Raw genomic sequence first — 17,517 nt, 5'->3', positions numbered from 1 at the left:
CTCACGCGTCATCCCGCGCCCGCAGCAACAGCAGGGCCACGTCGTCCCGCCGCTCGTCCGCCGCCGCGTAGGGACCCACCAGCTCGTCGGCCAGCTCCGTCAGCGGACGGTCCCCGGCCTCGCCGAGCCGCCGCCCCAGGTCGGCGACCGCGTCCTCGATGTCCACCCCCGGCGTCTCGATGAGCCCGTCGGTGTAGAGGGCGAGGACACAGCCGTCGGTCAGCTCGACCTCTGTCGTCGGATAGGTCGCCGAGGCGTCGATGCCCAGCAGCGGACCGCCCGCGAGGTCGAGAACACGCACCCGGCCGTCCGCCCGGCGCAGCAGCGGCGGGGGATGCCCCGCCCGGGCCATGACGGCCCGCCCCCGGGCAGGATCCAGCCGCAGGTAGAGACAGCTCGCGAACAGGTCGGAGCCGAAGTCGATCAGTAGCCGGTTGGTGCTGCGCATGACCTCCGCCGGCTCCTGCCCCACCGTCGTGTACGCGCGGACGGCGGTACGGATCTGCCCCATCAGCCCGGCCGCGGTCACGTTGTGCCCCTGCACGTCCCCGATCACGGCCGCCGCGTGCGGGTGCGAGGGCACCAGGTCGTAGAAGTCCCCGCCGATCTCCATGCCCCGGGTGGCGGGCAGATAGCGGGCGGTCGCCTCGATCCCGGGCAGCGACGGCAGCGAGTGCGGCAGCAGCGCCGCCTGGAGCCCGTGCGCCAGCTGGTGTTTGACGTCGTAGAGCAGGGCGCGGTCCAGTGCCTGTGCGATCAGCCCGGCGAGGCTGGTCAGCACCGCCCGTTCGTGCGTGGAGAACGGGTGCGGTTCGGCGTAGGCCAACACACAGGCGCCCACCGGGCGGCCGGAGGCGATCAACGGCAGGAAGGCCCAGGCGGCGAACCCGTCGGGTGTGGAGTGCCGGGCCGGGTACAGCCGCTCCAGGTCCTGCCGGGAGTCGAAGAACGCCGGGACGCCGGTGGTGGCCGCGTGCGCACCCGGCGTCGGGGAGGACAGCGGCGTCCGGTCGAACCGCTCCACGACACGCGGGTCGGGGTACCCGTGGTGCCCGAGCACGTGCAGCCGCCCGGCCCGCGCGCCGAGCAGCGCCAGCGCCTGACTGCCCACCGCCGGCGCGATCTCGTCGGCCACCAGCCCCACCACGTCCTGCACGCTCACCGTCTCGGTGAGCGCCCCGGCCATGCTCAGCGCCTGCGACATCGACACCAGCCGGGTCGGCGCGTCCTCCGAGCGGGGACCGGTCGGGCTCATCTCCGACACCGCGCGGGCCCGGCTGATCCGCACGCTGATCCCGGTGGTACTCGGATACAGCCGGAACGACAGCCACTGCGAGGGCGGGCGCAGCGCCACGAACGAGGTGGCCTCCTGGCTGAGCAGCGCGGCCCGGTAGCGCTCCTCGTACAGGGGATCGTTCAACCAGGGAACCGTCGCCCACAGCTGCGAACCGAGCAGGCCGCCCACCGGGACGCCGAGCAGTTCGGAGGCCGCCTCGTTCGCGAACCCGACCCGTCCGCTCACGTCGAGCGAGCACATTCCGTACGGCAGCCGCGACACCATCCGTGCCGCCTCGATCGTGCCGAGCGAGTCGGCCACGGCGCCCAGCGGGCCCACGCCCAGCAGATCGGTCTCGGCCCGCACCGAACGGTTCCTCGACGCGGCGCGTTCCAGCCGCAGCGCGAGCCGCTCACAGGCCGCCGTCAGCTCCCGGCGCTCCCGGTCGGAGAGCTCCGGCGGGTGCGAGCCGGGCCAGGTGACGAAGACCGCGCCGTACACCCGGGTCGCGGTCAGCACCGGCAGCGCGGCCAGCGCGAAGGGATAGGGCAGCACGACGGCGATCCGCGGATAGCGGCGGGCCATGTCCTCCACCCCGCCCACCCACACCAGCCGCCGCTCGCGCACCGCCTCGGAGACCGGGATCGGCGCGCTCAGCCCCACCCGCTCCCAGGGTGCCGCGAAGGACCGGGGCAGCCCCGCCATCACCGCCATCTCCAGCAGCGGCTCGTCGCCCGGACGCAGGTACACGGCACCCGAGTGCGCACCGACGGCGTCCATCATCGACGTCAGCGCCAGTGAGAGCAGCGGTTGGCCGACCGGCGCCCATTCGGTCGCAGGTGCCTGACCGGACGACATCTGCCCGTCCGACACGGCGACCACCTCCTCGCCCGGCGCCGCGCGAGCCTTCAGGGTCCAAATCTGCCCCCTGGGGGACCGGCGCGCACGGCGAGCGACGCGCCCGCCGAGGGCTGACCCCGTACCCCGTCGGACCACCCTCATGCCCCCTCGGTCGAAGCGCGCGACGGCGTACGGGCGCCCCGCGTGCGCCCCCGCGCATCCCGATGGCCGGATCTTCGCGCCGAGAAAGGGTCCCGGAGCCGAAGAATGGGCACGCGTTCAACACCACGGACAACACCACGAACAACACCATGGAACCGGCGTACGGCGAGAGCTGAAGGGGCGGCAGTGATCCGCGTACTACTGGTGCACGACGCGTGTCTGGTCAGATCGGTCCTCGCACAGTGGCTGGCCCGGGAACCCGATCTCCGGGTGGAGGACGTTCCCTGGCGCAGCGCGGCCGGCCGCGTCGGGGCGGTGCGCCCGGACGTGTGCGCGGCGGATCTCGACTGCTCCGACGCCTACGGCCTCCCACCCCTGGGGGACTTATGCCAGCGGGGCGGCGGTCCGGTGCCGCCCCGCTTGCTGGTCCTCGCCAGTGCGAACCGGCCCGGCCTGCTGAAACGGGCCCTGGAGGCGGGGGCACTCGGCTATGTCGACAAGGCGGGCACGCCGGAGCAGTTGCTGCGCGGCATCCGGCAGGTCGCCCAGGGGGAACGTTTCGTCAATGATTCGCTGGGCTTCGGCTTCCTCAAGGCCGCCGAGATGCCGCTGACCCGGCGGGAGCTGAGCGTGTTAACCCTCGCTGCCGAGGGCGCCTCCATCGCGGAGATCGCCGGGAACCTGCACCTGTCCCACGGGACGGTGCGCAACTACATGGCGGCGATCACCCGCAAGACCGGCGCCCGCAACCGGGTCGACGCCATCCGTATCTCCCAGGGGCAGGGCTGGCTTTGAGCCGCCCCCCGCTTTCCCTCCTTCCTCGGCTACGGCCACTCCGTCCTCCCAGCCGCCGACGAGATCGCGGTACAGGGGCGAGCGTCGCACCACCTCGTCGTGGGTCCCGTACGTGGTCCGCGGCCCGTCCATGACCAGCACCCGGCCGGCGCGCCTGGCCGAGCTGATGCGGTGGGCGACGACGACCAGGGTGCCGCCCGGCCGGGCGGCGAAGGCGCGCTCGGCCCGGGCCTCCGCCTCCTGGTCCAGGTGGCTGGTCGCCTCGTCGAGGAGGGCGAGCGGGGCGGGCGACAGGTAGGCGCGGGTGAGGGCGATCAACTGGCGTTCGCCGGCCGACAGCGCCGCCGGATCCACCCTCTCCGCAGGTCCGCCCAGCGCGTCGAGCAGTGGGGTCAGGCCGACCGCCTCGGCCGCCGCGAGCAGTTCCGCCTCGGGCACGGGGCCGGGCCGCAGATGTGTGAGGTTCGCGGCGAGGGTGTCGCTGAACACGTACGCCTCCTGCGGGATGAGCACGCGCCGAGCGGACGCGTCACCGCCCGGCACCGGCCGGCCGCAGATCCGTATCTCCCCCCGCACCGGCTTCAGCAGCCCGGCGACCAGCCCGGTCAACGTGGACTTCCCGACCCCGCTCGGACCCACGACGGCCAGATGCGCCCCGACGGGCAGGGTGAGCGTGAGGCCGTCGACGACTGGCGCGGAGGCGGGACCGTAGGCGAAGGTGAGGGAGGTCAGCGAGAGCGCGGGGGGTGCGGGGCTCGGCGGTACCACCGGCGGGGCCACCTGAGGGGCGGGCCGAAGGGGAGGGGCCTGTGGGGCCGCGCTCGGCCGGGGACCGTCGGTGGACGGGGTGTGTCCGGTCCGCGGGCGGTGGCCGGCGAACGAGTGGTCCGGCGCTTCGCGGGGCCGGCTCCGGGGCAGAGCCGGGTCGGTGCCTGCCGGTCGCCGAGCGGCGGGCGGCCGGTGGGGGCCGTGCGGCCGTTGGTGCCGGGTCGCCGTCCGGTCCTCGTGGTCGGCCGGGAGTACCGGTGCCTCGCCGCGTGGTGCCAGTCGCCGAAGGACGACCGTCAGGCGGGAGCCGCTCGTGCCCAGGCCGTGGACCAGGGCGGTCAGGGCCGGGAGCAGGGACTGGGTGACATAGGCGAGGGCGCCGACGAGGGCGCCGGGGGTCACGCCGTGGTCAAGGAGCCAGGGGGCGCCGGCCAGCAGCAGGACCAGTGGCAGCTGGCCGCCGAGCGCCAGGCACGCCACCCGGGCCACGCCCCAGTGGGCCAGGGCGCGGGCCGCGTGCAGCTCGGTGTCGACGAGTGCGCCGGTGTCCAGGGCGATCCGGTCCTCCGCGCCGGCCGCCGTGACGTCCCTGAGCCCCGGGCAGACGACGCCCAGGTGCCCCGCCAGAGCCTCGTCGGCCGCGAGGAACGCCTCCTGCCGTCGCGCCAGCGGACGCAGGGTCACCGCGAACAGGCCCACGCCGGCGGCGAGCGGCGCTGCGACGACCAGCAGGAGCTGCGGCGCGAGCGCGCACAGACCGACCAGAGCCCCGGCGGACGTGAACACGAACGAGCGCGAGACCATCACCAGGCCCGCGAAGCTGTCCCGCGCGATCTCCACCTGCTGGGTGAGCCCGGACAGCGCCCCACCGTCCGCCTCCCGCACGCCCTGCCGCACCACCCGGGTGACCAGCCGGTCCCGCAGCGGTTCCACCAGCGCGGCGACCGCCCCGTACACCCGCCCGGTCCCGTACGCGCCCACGAGCACCCCGAGCCCGGCCACCGCGAGCCACCGCAGCCCCGCCTCGGCACGCCCGGCCAGGAACCCGTCGTCCAAGGCCCGCGCCAGGGCGTAGCCGAGCAGGAACGTCTGCCCGGTCTCCAGCACCGACCAGCCCATCAGCCGGCCCAGGGCCCGCCGACGCTCCAGCAGAAAGCGGAGTCCCCTCGCCCCCAACCCGTCCGCGCCGGCCGCCCGGCTCATCGCCGTGCCTCCGGGCCGGACTCGGCCTCCGTCCGCGTACCCGTCCGCCCGCCCGCCGCCGTACCCGCCCGCGCACCGGCGCCGACTTCCTCCGCCGTCCCGAACACGGCCCGGTACCCCGCCGTGCGCCACAGCTGTTCGTGCGTCCCCACCGCCCGCACCCGGCCCCCGTCCAGCCAGGCCACCGTGTCGGCGCGGGCGGCCGTGGAGGCGCGGTGGGCGACCACGAGGCGGGTGGCGGTCGTGGTGCGGCCGAACACGGACCGGGTGACCTGGCGTTCGGTGATCGTGTCGAGGCTGGAGAGGGCGTCGTCGAGGATGAGGAGCCGGCCGCCGTGGGCGAACGCGCGGGCCAGGCCGAGACGTTGGGCCTCGCCGCCGGAGTGCGGGGCGTCCGCGCAGGGCGTGGACCAGCCGTCGGGCAGGCGGCGGACGAAGTCGTCGGCGCAGGCCGAGCGGGCGGCCTCCCGGACCCGGGCCGGTGTGGCGAGGCCGAGGGAGACGGTGTCCTCGATCGTCGTGCCCAGCAGGGCCGGGCGGTCGAAGGCCTGGGCGATCGCGGCCCGCAGTTCGGCCCGGGGGAGCGCGGGCAGCGGCACGCCGTCCAGCAGGACCTCGCCGGCGTCGGGGTCGGTGAGCCTGCCCGCCAGCGCGGCCAGGAGTGACTTGCCGGCGCCCGAGCGGCCCACCAGGGCCAGGGTCGTTCCGCCCGGTACCACCAGGTCGACGCCGTCCAGCACCGTACGGTCACCGCGGCGGGCGGTCACGCCGCGCAGTTCGAGCCGGCCCGGGCCGCCTCGTGGCAGGCGGCGGTCGCCGTAGGGGGGAGCCGGTTCGGTCAGGACCTCGCCGAGGCGGGCGGCCGCCGTGCGGGACCTGACCAGGCCGGAGAGCTGTCCGACCAGCACGCCGACGCCGGTGGCGAGCACCGCGTAGCGCGACGCGGCGAGGACGTCGCCCGGCGACAGCCGGTGCCGGGTGAGCAGCAGGCCCGCGACGGCGACGACCGCGAGGTGCAGCAGGGGCGCCACCGCGGTCGCCTGCGCGGCGGCCCGGCCCTGCACCCGCCACATGCGCCGGCCCGCCCGGGACAGTTCGGGCAGCGGCCGCAGGATCCGTGCGGCGTCCCGGTCCGCGGTGCCCGCCGCGCGGATCGTGCGGGCCCCGCCGACCGCCTCCGTGAGCGCGTCCGCGATCCGCCCCTGCGCCCGTTGGTAGTCCGCCACGCACGCCGAGGTGCTCCGGGCGAGGGACCGCAGCACAAGGGTCAGGACCGGCGCACCGGTCAGGAAGACGACCGCGAGCCACGGGTCGATGAGGGCCAGCGCCGCCACGGCGCCGACCGGGCCGGCCGGCGCGGCCAGCAGAGCGGCGCGGGCGCCGGGCGCCGTACCGGCCTGGGCGGCGCTGCCGACGACCCGCGCGACGAGGTCCCCGGCGCCGAAACGGGCCGTGGCGCGCGGGCCCACGGCCAGGACGTGGCCGGTGACCCGGCGGCGCAGGAAGGCGGTGGTCCGGGCGTCGAGTGTGCCGCGGAGGACGGTCTCGCAGGCGTCGAGCAGGGTGAGCAGCAGGGCGAGGGCCGCGCAGCACAGCACCCAGCGGGTCGCGGGGGAGTGGGTGAGCAGGAGGTCCAGGGCCCGGCCGAGGGCCGCGGGCAGCAGCAGTTGGGCGCCGGTCGCCGCCACGCTCACCAGAGCCAGGACCACGCAGCGGGCTCCGCTGTGCCGGGTGGCCGCGCCGAGCAGCTCACCGGTCGTCCGGTCCATCGGCATCCTGCTCCCGCGCTTCCTCGGAGGTAGGGACAAGGGGAAAACGGGACCCGGGCGGCCCCTCCCTGGGGAGCGGACCGCCCGGAGCCGTCAGCGTGTCGTGCGCGCCGCGGGTGTCAGAGACAGAGCAGAACGCTGGCCGCGCTGATGCAGGACAGCAGGCTCACGGTGCTGTTGCCGCCGCCGCTGGTGTGCTCGTCGGATTCCATCGTCTGAAGGTCGAGCAGGGCCATGGTGTGTCCTCTCATCGGTTCATCGGTGGGATGTCACGTCCCGTGGGGACGGGTTGCGTCACGACTCCGTCGGTTGCGCGGAGCCGCGTCATGAGGGCCGCCGGTGCGGCGGCGGGAGGAACGGCAGGTGCGCGGTGGCGCCCGTGCCGTCCGGGTCGAGGGCGGCGGCGAGGGCCAGCAGACAGCCCGCAGTTCCGGTGCCGAGGTCCATGGAGAGCCGCATCATCTGATGCCCGGGGAAGGCGAGTTGGCCCTGGTAGGGCATCGCGAACCAGCCCAGCGCGGCGATCTGCTCGTCGAGCCTGCTCCGGGTGGCGCCGGGCGTGCTGGTGCGGGCGAGATGCAGGATCATCCCGGCGCGGCCCTGGAACAGGCCGGGCTGCGCGTAGAAGCGCGAGGTGGCCGCGGTGAGGATGCCGGCGCGGGCGCGGTCGAACTCCCCCGTGGCGTCCCCGGTATGGGCCGCGTGGTCGTCGAGCACGGCTCCCACCCCCACGCTCCCGTCCCCGAGATACGGCAGGGTCCGCCACCCCTCGTCGACCTCCAGCGCACCGCCCTCGCGCTCGCTGCATACCGCCAGGTCCCGGCGCAGGGCGATGCCGGCCGCCTCCAGCAACCGGCGCTCGCCGGTCTGCTCGTACTGCCTGAGCAGGAACAGCGCGGGTCCGCTCGCGCCCCGCAGCAGCCCGGCCCGACGCCGCCGGGGTGTGTCCGGCACGGGTTCGGCGAGTCGCGTCACGACGATGTCCGCGGCCTCGGCGGCCCGCTCGCGAAGCCCCGGCTCACCCGTCCTGCGTGCCAGGTCGCCGAGGACGAGCCCCAGTCCGGCCAGCCCGCCGTGCAGGTCCGAGGAGAGGTTCTGCCACCGCTCGCGCAGGATGCCGTCGACCAGGTCCAGTGCCCGCTGCCGGTGACCCAGCAGGTCCAGCACGTGGGCGACGCCCGCGAGGCCGTCGTACAGGCCGAGCGGGGTGCCCGTCGGGGCGGGGGCGGTGTGGTCGAGGAGCCAGCGCTCGCCGTCGTCGTGGCGTTCGGCGCCGGTCGCCGCCAACGCGTACAGCACGCCGGCCGCGCCGTGCGCCAGCCCGAGACCGCCGCCGTCGGAGAACTGCGCGACGTCCCCGGGGAAGAGCCGGTCGTCGCGTTCCGGAGTCGCCGACGCGAGGATCGCCTTGACCATCGAGTCACGGCTGTGCGGCCAGTCACCGGGCTCCACCCTGAAGGCCGGCGCCGACGGCACCCGGGCGGCGGCCCGCACCGGTGCGCCGGACCCGCCGCCGTCCGGCGCGGGTCCGTCCGCGCGGACGTCGCGGGTGATCTCCGCGACCGCCCCGTCCAGGAACTCCCCGGGTACGTCCGGGAACTGCTCGGCGATCACCTCGGCCAGATGGGCCGCCTTGCCCCGGTCCACCACGAACAGCGTGGTGACGGGCAGGAACAGCGCCAGCCGCAGGCAGGCCAGCGCGTACCGGTCGACGTCGGCGCCCCGCCGGTCGGGCGGCGCGAAGAAGCCGGGGTGCGCCACGACCTGGCGGCCGTTCTCCCCGGCGGGGGCCGCCGCCTCGAAGTCGATCAGGTACACGGACTCCTCGTCCGGCGCGACCATGATGTTGAAGACGTGCAGGTCGTTGAAGACGATCCCGCGCGCGTGCACCTTGCGCACCGCACGCTCCACCGCCCCGTGGATCCGTACCGCCCACGCCGTGTACGCGGCGACGGCCCGCGGATCGGGGTCGGGGGAGAGCAGCGGGTGCCGCTCCGCGAAGAAGGAGTTGAGCGGACGCCCCTCGACGAGGTCCATGACCAGGAAGCGGTGGTCGCCGAGGGTGAACCAGTCCCGCACCTCGGGCACCACGCCGGTCCCGGCCACCGCCTCCAGCGCCCGCTTCTCCCGCTCCAGCCGGGTGATCGCGTCGGCCCCGTCCGAGGCCAGCCCCGCGTGCGGCCGGCCCTCCTTGAGGACCACCTTGCGCCCGTCCCGGGTGTCGGTGCCCGCGTAGACCCCGCCGCCGTTGGAGAAGTGCAGCGCCTTCTCGATGCGGTAGGGCAGTTCGCCCACGGTCGTCGTGTTGCGGGCCGCCAGATGCGGCTCCAGGAACGGGGGCAGCGTCACCCACTCCGGCACCTGGAAGGAGGGCGCCCGCCGGTCCGGGACCAGGGTTCCCGCGCCGTCGCGCACCGCCGGCACCAGCGAGCCCCGGTCGTCGACGACGTAACTGCGGGCGAACGCCCCGTAGCGGACGTAGAGCGGGCCGTCGGACCAGCGCAGGTCGGTCAGGATGTACGGGCCCTCGAAGCCCTCCAGCAGCGCGCCCAGCTCGCGCAGCACCGTGTGCAGCTGCTCCTCGTCGGACGGGTAGACGGTGACGAACTTGCCGCTGGTGTCGCGGCCCGCGTACTTGGTGTTGCGCAGATGCAGCAGGTGCGGGCCGGGCACGAACTTGAACGGGACGCGGCGCGGGACGCAGTAGTCCCACACGATCGCCGCGATCCGCTCCGCGTTCGCCCGGGTGGCCGAGGCGTGGATCTTCCAGCCTTGGGCGGGGCCCGGTGCCGGGGAGCCGTCCGCGTCGAGCGGCGTCAGGGTCAGCCAGTCGCCGGTCCGCGCCGAGGCCCAGCCCTCGGGGACCGGGCGGCATGCCGTGTCGAACTGCGGAGCGGGACCGTCGCCGGTCAGCCGGTCGGGTGTCTCGTAGAAGTGCGCGTCCGCCAGCGCGTACACCTCGTACCGCTTGTCCATGCGTCCCCTTCCGCGGCCCTTTCCGTGGCCAGGGCAAGAGACTCGCAAGCGGACGAGGGCCGTGGACAGTCACGCCTGTCACGAGATCCCTGTGCGGAACGCACGCGTAAAGACATGTTCGGTCCGTTTCGAGCACGGCCGGCGCCCGTACCCCGGATCGCCTGCATGAAACGGCCGCAGGGGCTGCGCGGGCGCACCTTTGGCGCTGTAATGGCGGACGTGGTCGATGAGGGTGCCGCGGAGCGCAGAACGGGGCCCCTGCGTGCCGAAATCGCGCTGAAAACGATCACAGCCGATCCCGTCTCGCCCGAACGGGTGAGGCGCACGCTCGAACAGGCACTCGTCTTCGCGGGCGCGGCCCTCGCCGCGGTCTACACACCCGGCGGGGACGGCGACCCGCTCCGGCTGGTCGATTCGGCCGGCGTGCCGAGGACGCTGTACGGACTGCGCGAGAGCTACCCGCTCGACGGCCACTCGCCGGCCGCCGACGCCCACCGCGCCGGCCGGCCGCTGTGGCTGGGCCCGGCGGAGCTCGCCGACCGCGCGGAGGCGCGCCGGATGCCCGCCCGCGACGTCCACCTGGCCGTCCTGCCCGTGCCCGGCGGCACGGGCGGCTGCCTGCTCGCGGTGAGCGAGCGCCCCGGCGGCTTCGGGGCCGAAGAACGTGCCTGCCTGGAGCTCGTCGCCGAAGCCGTCGCCCTGCCCGCACCCGCCGTTCCCGCCGAGGACGAGGAACTGCGTCCCCACGCCTTCAGCCTGGCCATGGACACCGGCCGGGTCGAGGTCGGCGACGCGCTCCTGGAACTGTTCGGGCTGAGCCGGGACCGTTTCGACGGCCGGGTGGAGACGCTGCTCGGGCTCACCGTCCCCGAGGACCTGCCCTCGCTGATGTCCGTCGTCGAGGCCGGTCACATGTCGATCGGCGAGCGCGAGCTGGAGTTCCGCGTCCTCCAGCCCACCGGGCCGCCGAGGTGGCTCAGGCTGCGCGGCCGGCTGCTGCCCGGCGACGGCAGGCCGGCCCGGCTCGTCGGCACCGTCACGGACGCCTCCACCCTGCGCGGCGAGGTCACCGACGTCGCCCGCGTCCAGCGGCTGGCCGCCGCGCTCGCCACCGCGGGCACCGTCAGCGACGTCGGCCGGGCCGTCGTCGCCGCGCTGCGCAAGCCGCTGCGGGCCGACCGGATCGCGCTCGCCGAACTGGAGAACGACCGGCTCGTGGTCACCGTCCTCGACCCGCCCGAACCCGAGTCCTGGCCGGAGCTGTGGCAGCTGGAGTGGCGCGCCGAGTGGCCCGACGCGCCCGTGCGCGCCATGCCCACCCTCGCCGCCGCCCTGCGTGAGGGCCGCGCCCGGATCTGGCCCGCCGGCACCGCCCTGGAACCGGCCCTCGCCGAGGTAGGCCCCGGCGGCCTCGCCGTCCTGCCGCTGTCCGCCGGGGGACGGATGGCCGGCGCGTGTCTGATCGGCTGGGACGAGCCGCACGACTTCGGCCCCGACGAACGCGCCCTGCTCACCGCCTCCGCCGGCCTCGCGGGCCAGGCCCTGACCCGCGCCCGCGCCTTCGACGCCGAACACGAACTCGTCGGCATGCTCCAGCGCCAGCTGCTCCCGCGCCGCCTGCCGGAACTCCCCGGCGCCGTCGCCGTCGCCCGCTATCTGCCGGCCACCGCGGGCCTCGAGGTGGGCGGCGACTGGTACGACGTGATCCCGCTGTCCGACCACCACGTGGCCCTCGTCATCGGTGACGTCCAGGGACACAGCGCGGGCGCCGCCACCCTCATGGGCCAGATGCGCACGGCGCTGCGCGCCTACGCGGCCGAGGGGCACCCGCCTGACGTGGTGGTCTCCCACTCCAACCGGCTCCTGATGGAGCTGGAGACCGACCTCTTCGTCACCTGCTGCTATGTCGACGTCGACATGGAGGAGGGCACCGCCTGGTGCGTACGGGCCGGACATCCGCCACCCGTCCTGCGGTACCCGGACGGATCGACCGACATCGCCGAGACGGACGGCGGCCCGCCCCTCGGCGTGGTGACCCGGGCCGAGTTCCCGATGACCCCGCTGCGCCTGCTGCCCGGCACCGTCATCGCCCTCACCACGGACGGCCTCGTGGAGTCCGCCGACCTGGACATCGACACCGGCCTGGACCGCCTCGCCCACGAACTGGCCGTGTCCGACCCCGCCCACCTGGGTCTCGTCGCCGACGCCCTGCTCGGCAACGCCCACCGCGGCGACGACGTCGCCCTGCTCCTCATGCGCTACGACGGCATGGCCGTCAAACCCCTGCGCGAGGGCTGGACGGTGTGGCGGGTGCCCGAGGCGGCCCGGCAGGCCCGCCGCTTCACCCGGCGCACCCTGCGCACCTGGGGCGTGCCCGCCGAGGCCATGGACACCGCCCTGCTCGTCGTCTCCGAACTGGTGACCAACGCCCTGGTGCACACCGACGGCCGGGTCCGCCTCGACCTCGTCCTGATCGGCCACCGGCTGCGCGTCGCCGTCACCGACGCCTCGCCCCGCACCCCCGTCAAGCCGACGAGTCTGGGCTGGGAGGCCACCGGCGGCCGCGGCATCCTCCTCGTCGAGGCCATGTCCGACGCCTGGGGGACGGTACCGGTCAGCGGCGGCAAGCAGGTGTGGAGCGAACTGGCGCTGGACCACTGAGCCGCAGCGCGCCGCGTGTCGCGCAGCACGAACGGGGTACCCGCCGCCCATGGACACCTTCGCCTCCGCCGTCCTTGCGGCATCCGGAAAGTCCGTGCTGGCCACCGTCGTCTTCATCGTCGTCGGGATCGTGCTCGTCGGCGGTCTGATCTGGGCCTTCCGGCTCGGTATCAAGGTCCGGGCCCGCGAGCCCGCGCCTCCCAAGCCGCACGAACAGCCCCGTAGGCCCGGCTCCGGCCCGGCCCACGAGACGCGCCGGGCCCGCGAGCCCAACGAGATGCCGCGGGCGACGGACGAGAGCGAACGCCTCACCCCGCACGAGCTGCGGCCCACCGGCAGCCGGGACAGCGCCGACCAGCGCCGCCCCCGCTGGGACGGCGGTTCCGGCGGCTCGTTCGGCAGCGGCGGCCAGGGTGCCCCCTGACCCGGGGCGAGAGCCTCATGATCGAGAAGGGCCCCCGGGCGAGAGCCCGGGGGCCGAGAAGGGTGATGAACCGTCGTGACCGCGTACGTTCAGGAGAAGCCGGCGACCCGCCGGGCCGAGACCGGCTGGGCCAGGGCCCGTCGGCTGCGCCGCGCGGCCGCCGCGCCGCGCACCTGTCTGGCGGCCGTGGCCGTCCCCGGGGCGGTCGCCGGGATGCAGTCCGGCCCGGAATGGAACATTGTCAGGGGTGAGGACTGACCGGCAGACGGTCGGCGTGAGCGAATGAATCGGTTGCCGCCGGGCGGCCGGGGCTGGAGTGAGGCTGATGAAGGCTCTCGTGCTGTCCGGCGGCGCCGGGACACGCCTTCGACCGATCACCCACACCTCCGCCAAGCAGCTCGTACCGGTCGCCAACAAGGCCGTGCTGTTCTACGGCCTGGAGTCCATCGCCGCCGCGGGTGTCACCGAGGTCGGCGTGATCGTCGGTGACACCGCGCAGGAGATCCGGGAGGCCGTCGGCGACGGCTCCCGGTTCGGCCTCGACATCACCTACATCCCGCAGGACAGGCCCCTCGGCCTCGCCCACGCGGTGATCGTCGGCCGTGACTTCCTCGGCGATGACGACTTCGTGATGTACCTCGGCGACAACTTCATCGTCGGCGGCATCACCGACCTCGTCGACGAGTTCCGCAGGACCCGGCCCGACGCCCAGATCCTGCTCACCCGGGTCCCCGACCCCCGCGCCTTCGGCGTCGCCGAACTCGACCCCGCGGGACAGGTCGTCGGCCTGGAGGAGAAGCCCGCGCACCCCAAGAGCGACCTCGCCCTGGTCGGCGTCTACCTCTTCACCCCCGCGATCCACGACGCCGTACGCGCCATCGGTCCGTCCCGGCGCGGCGAGCTGGAGATCACCGACGCCGTCCAGCGGCTCATCGACACCGGCGCCCGGGTGCGGTCCACGATCATCAAGGGTTACTGGAAGGACACCGGGAACGTCGTCGACATGCTGGAGGTCAACCGGACCGTGCTGGAGGGCGTCGAGCGCCGGATCGACGGCGACGTCGACGAGGCCTCCGAGACGGTCGGCCGGGTCGTCGTGGAGACCGGCGCCCGGGTGGTGAACTCACGCGTGGTCGGGCCCGTCGTCCTCGGCGCGGGCAGCGAGGTCCGCGACTCCTACATCGGCCCCTTCACCTCCGTCGGCGAGAACTGCCGGATCACCGACAGCGAGCTGGAGTTCTCCATCGTGCTGCGCGACTCCTCCATCGACGGGGTGGGCCGCATCGAGAACTCCCTGATCGGCCGGCATGTCGAGGTCACCCCGGCGGCCGGTGTGTCCAGCGCCCACCGGCTGGTTCTCGGCGACCACAGCAAGGTACAGATCCACACATGAACCTCCTCGTCACCGGGGCCGCCGGATTCATCGGCTCCACGTACGTGCGCGGCCTGCTGGCCCGCGACCCCGATGTGCGCGTCACGGTCCTGGACAAGCTCACCTACGCCGGCAGCCGCACCAACCTGCCGGCCGGGCATCCCCGGCTGGAGTTCGAGCACGGCGACATCTGCGACGCCGACCTCGTCGACAAGCTGACGGCCGCCGCCGACCAGGTCGTCCACTTCGCCGCCGAGTCCCACGTCGACCGGTCCATCGACGGCGCGGGCGCCTTCGTCCGCACCAACGTCCTCGGCACCCAGACGCTGCTGGACGCGGCCCTGCGGCACGGCGTCGGTCCCTTCGTGCACGTCTCCACCGACGAGGTGTACGGCTCCATCGAGACCGGCGCCTGGACCGAGGACCACCCGGTGCGCCCCAACTCCCCGTACGCCGCCTCGAAGGCCTCCTCCGACCTGATCGCCCTCTCCTACCACCGCACCCACGGCCTCGACGTCCGCGTCACCCGCTGCTCCAACAACTACGGCCCGTACCAGTTCCCCGAGAAGCTGATCCCGCTCTTCGTCACGAACCTCCTGGACGGTGAGCAGGTCCCCCTCTACGGCGACGGACGCAACGTCCGCGACTGGCTGCACGTCGAGGACCACTGCGAGGCCGTCGACCTCGTCCGTACCGTGGGCCGCCCCGGCGAGGTCCACAACATCGGCGGCGGCACCCAGCTGAGCAACCGCGAGCTCACCGGTCTGCTCCTCGACGCCTGCGGGGCCGACTGGGACCGGGTCCGGCACGTCGAGGACCGCAAGGGCCACGACCTGCGCTACTGCGTCGACTGGACGAAGGCCCGCACCGAGCTCGGCTACCGGCCCCGCCACGACTTCGCCACCGGTCTCGCCGAGACCGTCGCCTGGTACCGGGACCACCGCGACTGGTGGGAACCCCTCAAACGCACCGCGCGGCTGCCATGAGGTGGCTGGTCACCGGCGCGGGCGGAATGCTCGGCCGGGACACGGTGGAGGAACTGGCCCGGCGCGGCGAGGACGTGACCGGCCTCGACCGCACCGGCCTGGACATCACCCGGCCCCGTTCCGTGGCCCGGGCGTTCGCCGCGCACCGGCCCGACCTGGTGGTCAACTGCGCGGCCTACACGGCCGTCGACGACGCCGAGACCGACGAGGCCCGCGCGCTGCTGGTCAACGGCGAGGGGCCCCGGCTGCTGGCCGCCGCCTGCGCCGCGCACGGCGCCCGGCTGGTCCATGTCTCCACCGACTACGTATTCGACGGCGCGGCCCGCGCCCCCTACCGCGAGGACGGTCCCCCGTCCCCCCGCACCGCCTACGGCCGCACGAAGCTGGCCGGCGAGCGGGCCGTCCGCGCCGTTCTCCCCGACGCCGGCGTGATCGTGCGCACCGCCTGGCTCTACGGCGTCCACGGCCGCAGTTTCGTCCGCACCATGCTGGAACTGGAGGCCCGCCGCGACACCGTCGACGTCGTCGACGACCAGCGCGGCCAGCCCACCTGGAGCGCGGACGTCGCCGCCCGTATCGCCGATCTGGGGCCGAAGGCCGGCCGCGGCGCGACGGGCGTCTTCCACGCCACCGCGGCCGGCGAGGCCACCTGGTACGACCTGGCCCGCGAGGTGTTCCGCGCGCTCGGCGCCGACCCGGACCGGGTGCGCCCCACCACCGGCGACGCCTTTCCCCGGCCCGCGCCCCGGCCGGCCTACAGCGTCCTCGCGCACGGCCGGTGGCGGGAGGTGGGTCTGTCGCCGCCACGGGACTGGCGCACCGCCCTGGCGCAGGCACTTCCCGTCATCCGCAAGGCGTCCTTCGACACGGTGTCCCTCAAGGAGTCCCTTCGTGAAACGCCATGAGTTCCTGCGGGAACTGCACAAGGCCACCGCCAACCGCAACTACCTGGAGATCGGCGTCAACGACGGCCGCAGCCTGCGGCTGTCCCGGGTGCCCAGCATCGCGGTGGACCCCGCCTTCAAGGTGACCTCGGAGATCCGCTGCGACGTCCACCTGGTGAAGGCCACCAGCGACGACTTCTTCGCGCGCCGCAACCCCCTCGCCCACCTCAAGGGCGGCCGCCACCCGCTGCGCAACCTCGCCCGGGGCCGCCACCCTGCCGGTCACTGGCGCCGCACCACCCTCGACCTGTCCTTCATCGACGGCATGCACCTGTTCGAGTACGCGCTGCGGGACTTCATCAACGTCGAGCGGCACTCCGACTGGTCGAGCGTGATCGTCCTCGACGACATGCTGCCCCGTGGTGTCGACGAGGCCGCCCGCGACCGGCACACCACCGCCTGGACCGGTGACGTCTACAAGCTCATCGAGATCCTGTCCCGCTACCGCCCCGACCTGGTGGCCGTCCCCGTCGACACCCAGCCGACCGGACAGCTCGTCGTCTTCGGCGCCGACCCCCGCAACCCGGTGCTGCGCGAGAAGTACCACGAGATCATCGCCGAGTTCGACGTCCCCGACCCGCAGAAGGTCCCCGAGGCGGTCCTGGAACGGGTGCGTGCGGTGCGGCCCGAGTCCCTGCTGCGGGCGGGTTTCTGGAAGCCCCTCGTACGGGCCCGCAACCGTGGTCTCGACCGCTCCCGGGGCTGGGAACCGCTGCGCGGAGCGCTGGAGCGGGTGACCGTCAGCCGCTGACCCTCAGTTCCCGGTAACGGTCCCGGCAGGAGGCGTACGACGGCAACAGCCCCGACGCCGCCGCCCGGGCCAGCGACGGCGCCTGCGCGTCCTTCGGCGACAGCACCGGCTCCACGCCCCGCGGCCAGTCGATGCCCAGGGCCGGGTCGAGCGGGTGCACCCCGTGCTCGTGCTCGGGCGCGTATCCGGTCGAGCAGAGGTAGACCACGGTGGCCTCGTCGGTGAGGGCCAGGAAGGCATGGCCGAGGCCCTCGGCGAGGAACACCGCGTGCCGGGTGTCGTCGTCCAGCCGGACCGCCTCCCACCGTCCGAACCGGGGGGAGCCCACCCGCAGGTCGACCACCACGTCGAGCACCGCCCCGCGGACACAGGTGACGTACTTGGCCTGCCCCGGCGGCACGTCCGAGAAATGCACCCCGCGCAGCACACCCCGGCGGGAGACGGAGCAGTTGGCCTGGGCGATCCCCAGGTCGTACCCGGTGGCCTCCCGGAACTCCGGCGTCCGGTACCACTCGTGGAAGCTGCCCCGCCCGTCCGGGAAGACCTTGGGCTCCAGCACCCAGGCGCCCTCGATGTCCAGTGGCCGCATG

At 74.3% G+C, this 17,517-nt stretch carries 13 protein-coding genes and 1 pseudogene; 8 read left to right on the top strand and 6 right to left on the bottom strand.

Annotated features, from left to right (window positions below; translation table 11 throughout):
* Position 1: 1 nt before the first annotated feature.
* On the bottom strand, positions 2–2,158 hold the full coding sequence (locus tag OHU34_RS05445) for a SpoIIE family protein phosphatase (RefSeq protein WP_405765089.1): 2,157 nt from the start codon (positions 2,156–2,158) through the stop codon (positions 2–4).
* A 225-nt stretch (positions 2,159–2,383) separates the two neighbouring features.
* Between OHU34_RS05445 and OHU34_RS05440 the strand changes: the two are divergent.
* Positions 2,384–2,989: pseudogene (locus OHU34_RS05440) on the top strand (LuxR C-terminal-related transcriptional regulator); the annotation flags it as partial.
* Here OHU34_RS05440 and OHU34_RS05435 read toward each other — a convergent pair.
* The 4 genes from OHU34_RS05435 to lanKC all read right to left on the bottom strand — a co-directional run bounded on the left by OHU34_RS05435 (position 2,912) and on the right by lanKC (position 9,789).
* Positions 2,912–5,044, bottom strand: coding sequence for an ATP-binding cassette domain-containing protein (locus tag OHU34_RS05435; RefSeq protein ID WP_405765087.1), 2,133 nt, complete (start codon positions 5,042–5,044; stop codon positions 2,912–2,914). The pseudogene OHU34_RS05440 and the gene OHU34_RS05435 overlap by 78 nt on opposite strands.
* Positions 5,041–6,819 (bottom strand): ABC transporter ATP-binding protein, encoded by a 1,779-nt coding sequence (locus OHU34_RS05430; protein ID WP_405765085.1) that lies wholly within the window; start codon positions 6,817–6,819, stop codon positions 5,041–5,043. The genes OHU34_RS05435 and OHU34_RS05430 overlap by 4 nt, the downstream gene beginning before the upstream one ends.
* A gap of 113 nt (positions 6,820–6,932) precedes the next feature.
* The gene (locus OHU34_RS05425) at positions 6,933–7,049 is read right to left on the bottom strand and encodes a SapB/AmfS family lanthipeptide (protein WP_020128989.1); all 117 of its coding nucleotides are present in this window, start codon (positions 7,047–7,049) and stop codon (positions 6,933–6,935) included.
* 88 nt (positions 7,050–7,137) lie between these two features.
* Entirely contained in the window at positions 7,138–9,789 is a 2,652-nt protein-coding gene (gene lanKC, locus OHU34_RS05420; RefSeq protein ID WP_142267453.1) for a class III lanthionine synthetase LanKC, read from the bottom strand.
* Positions 9,790–9,999: 210 nt separating this feature from the next.
* Here lanKC and OHU34_RS05415 point away from each other — a divergent pair, with 210 nt between their 5' ends.
* The 7 genes from OHU34_RS05415 to OHU34_RS05385 all read left to right on the top strand — a co-directional run bounded on the left by OHU34_RS05415 (position 10,000) and on the right by OHU34_RS05385 (position 16,927).
* Positions 10,000–12,450: a SpoIIE family protein phosphatase gene (locus OHU34_RS05415; RefSeq protein ID WP_142267454.1), complete on the top strand. Its 2,451-nt coding sequence runs from the start codon at positions 10,000–10,002 to the stop codon at positions 12,448–12,450.
* 49 nt (positions 12,451–12,499) lie between these two features.
* Positions 12,500–12,874: a DUF6479 family protein gene (locus tag OHU34_RS05410; protein ID WP_142267455.1), complete on the top strand. Its 375-nt coding sequence runs from the start codon at positions 12,500–12,502 to the stop codon at positions 12,872–12,874.
* A 75-nt stretch (positions 12,875–12,949) separates the two neighbouring features.
* Positions 12,950–13,132 (top strand): hypothetical protein, encoded by a 183-nt coding sequence (locus OHU34_RS05405; protein ID WP_142267456.1) that lies wholly within the window; start codon positions 12,950–12,952, stop codon positions 13,130–13,132.
* 67 nt (positions 13,133–13,199) lie between these two features.
* On the top strand, positions 13,200–14,267 hold the full coding sequence (locus tag OHU34_RS05400; RefSeq protein ID WP_230193947.1) for a glucose-1-phosphate thymidylyltransferase: 1,068 nt from the start codon (positions 13,200–13,202) through the stop codon (positions 14,265–14,267).
* The gene (rfbB, locus tag OHU34_RS05395) at positions 14,264–15,232 is read left to right on the top strand and encodes a dTDP-glucose 4,6-dehydratase (protein WP_142267458.1); all 969 of its coding nucleotides are present in this window, start codon (positions 14,264–14,266) and stop codon (positions 15,230–15,232) included. Before OHU34_RS05400 ends, rfbB begins: the two co-directional genes overlap by 4 nt.
* Positions 15,229–16,137 (top strand): dTDP-4-dehydrorhamnose reductase, encoded by a 909-nt coding sequence (gene rfbD, locus OHU34_RS05390; protein ID WP_405765078.1) that lies wholly within the window; start codon positions 15,229–15,231, stop codon positions 16,135–16,137. The genes rfbB and rfbD overlap by 4 nt, the downstream gene beginning before the upstream one ends.
* A complete protein-coding gene (locus OHU34_RS05385) occupies positions 16,124–16,927 on the top strand; it encodes a class I SAM-dependent methyltransferase (protein ID WP_405765075.1) in 804 nt (267 codons plus the stop codon). The genes rfbD and OHU34_RS05385 overlap by 14 nt, the downstream gene beginning before the upstream one ends.
* Here the strand turns inward: OHU34_RS05385 and rfbC are convergent.
* Positions 16,917–17,516: a dTDP-4-dehydrorhamnose 3,5-epimerase gene (rfbC, locus tag OHU34_RS05380; RefSeq protein ID WP_142267461.1), complete on the bottom strand. Its 600-nt coding sequence runs from the start codon at positions 17,514–17,516 to the stop codon at positions 16,917–16,919. The two genes, OHU34_RS05385 and rfbC, sit on opposite strands and share 11 nt — an antisense overlap.
* Between the last annotated feature and the right edge of the window lies 1 nt (position 17,517).

The organism is Streptomyces sp. NBC_00080, from assembly GCF_045041255.1.
Taxonomy (GTDB): Bacteria; Actinomycetota; Actinomycetes; order Streptomycetales; family Streptomycetaceae; genus Streptomyces; species Streptomyces coriariae.
The sequence above is the reverse complement of the archived record's forward strand: the minus strand, read 5'-3'. Positions and strand labels throughout refer to the sequence as shown.

Bases quoted from the DNA above. Each gene is read 5' to 3' on its own strand.
- OHU34_RS05400 (WP_230193947.1), top strand. From the start codon at position 13,200: ATGAAGGCTCTCGTGCTGTCCGGCGGCGCCGGGACACGCCTTCGACCG.
- OHU34_RS05415 (WP_142267454.1), top strand. From the start codon at position 10,000: ATGGCGGACGTGGTCGATGAGGGTGCCGCGGAGCGCAGAACGGGGCCC.
- OHU34_RS05430 (WP_405765085.1), bottom strand. From the start codon at position 6,819: ATGCCGATGGACCGGACGACCGGTGAGCTGCTCGGCGCGGCCACCCGG.
- OHU34_RS05435 (WP_405765087.1), bottom strand. From the start codon at position 5,044: ATGAGCCGGGCGGCCGGCGCGGACGGGTTGGGGGCGAGGGGACTCCGC.
- OHU34_RS05410 (WP_142267455.1), top strand. From the start codon at position 12,500: ATGGACACCTTCGCCTCCGCCGTCCTTGCGGCATCCGGAAAGTCCGTG.
- OHU34_RS05425 (WP_020128989.1), bottom strand. From the start codon at position 7,049: ATGGCCCTGCTCGACCTTCAGACGATGGAATCCGACGAGCACACCAGC.
- rfbC (WP_142267461.1), bottom strand. From the start codon at position 17,516: ATGCGGCCACTGGACATCGAGGGCGCCTGGGTGCTGGAGCCCAAGGTC.
- rfbB (WP_142267458.1), top strand. From the start codon at position 14,264: ATGAACCTCCTCGTCACCGGGGCCGCCGGATTCATCGGCTCCACGTAC.
- rfbD (WP_405765078.1), top strand. From the start codon at position 15,229: ATGAGGTGGCTGGTCACCGGCGCGGGCGGAATGCTCGGCCGGGACACG.
- lanKC (WP_142267453.1), bottom strand. From the start codon at position 9,789: ATGGACAAGCGGTACGAGGTGTACGCGCTGGCGGACGCGCACTTCTAC.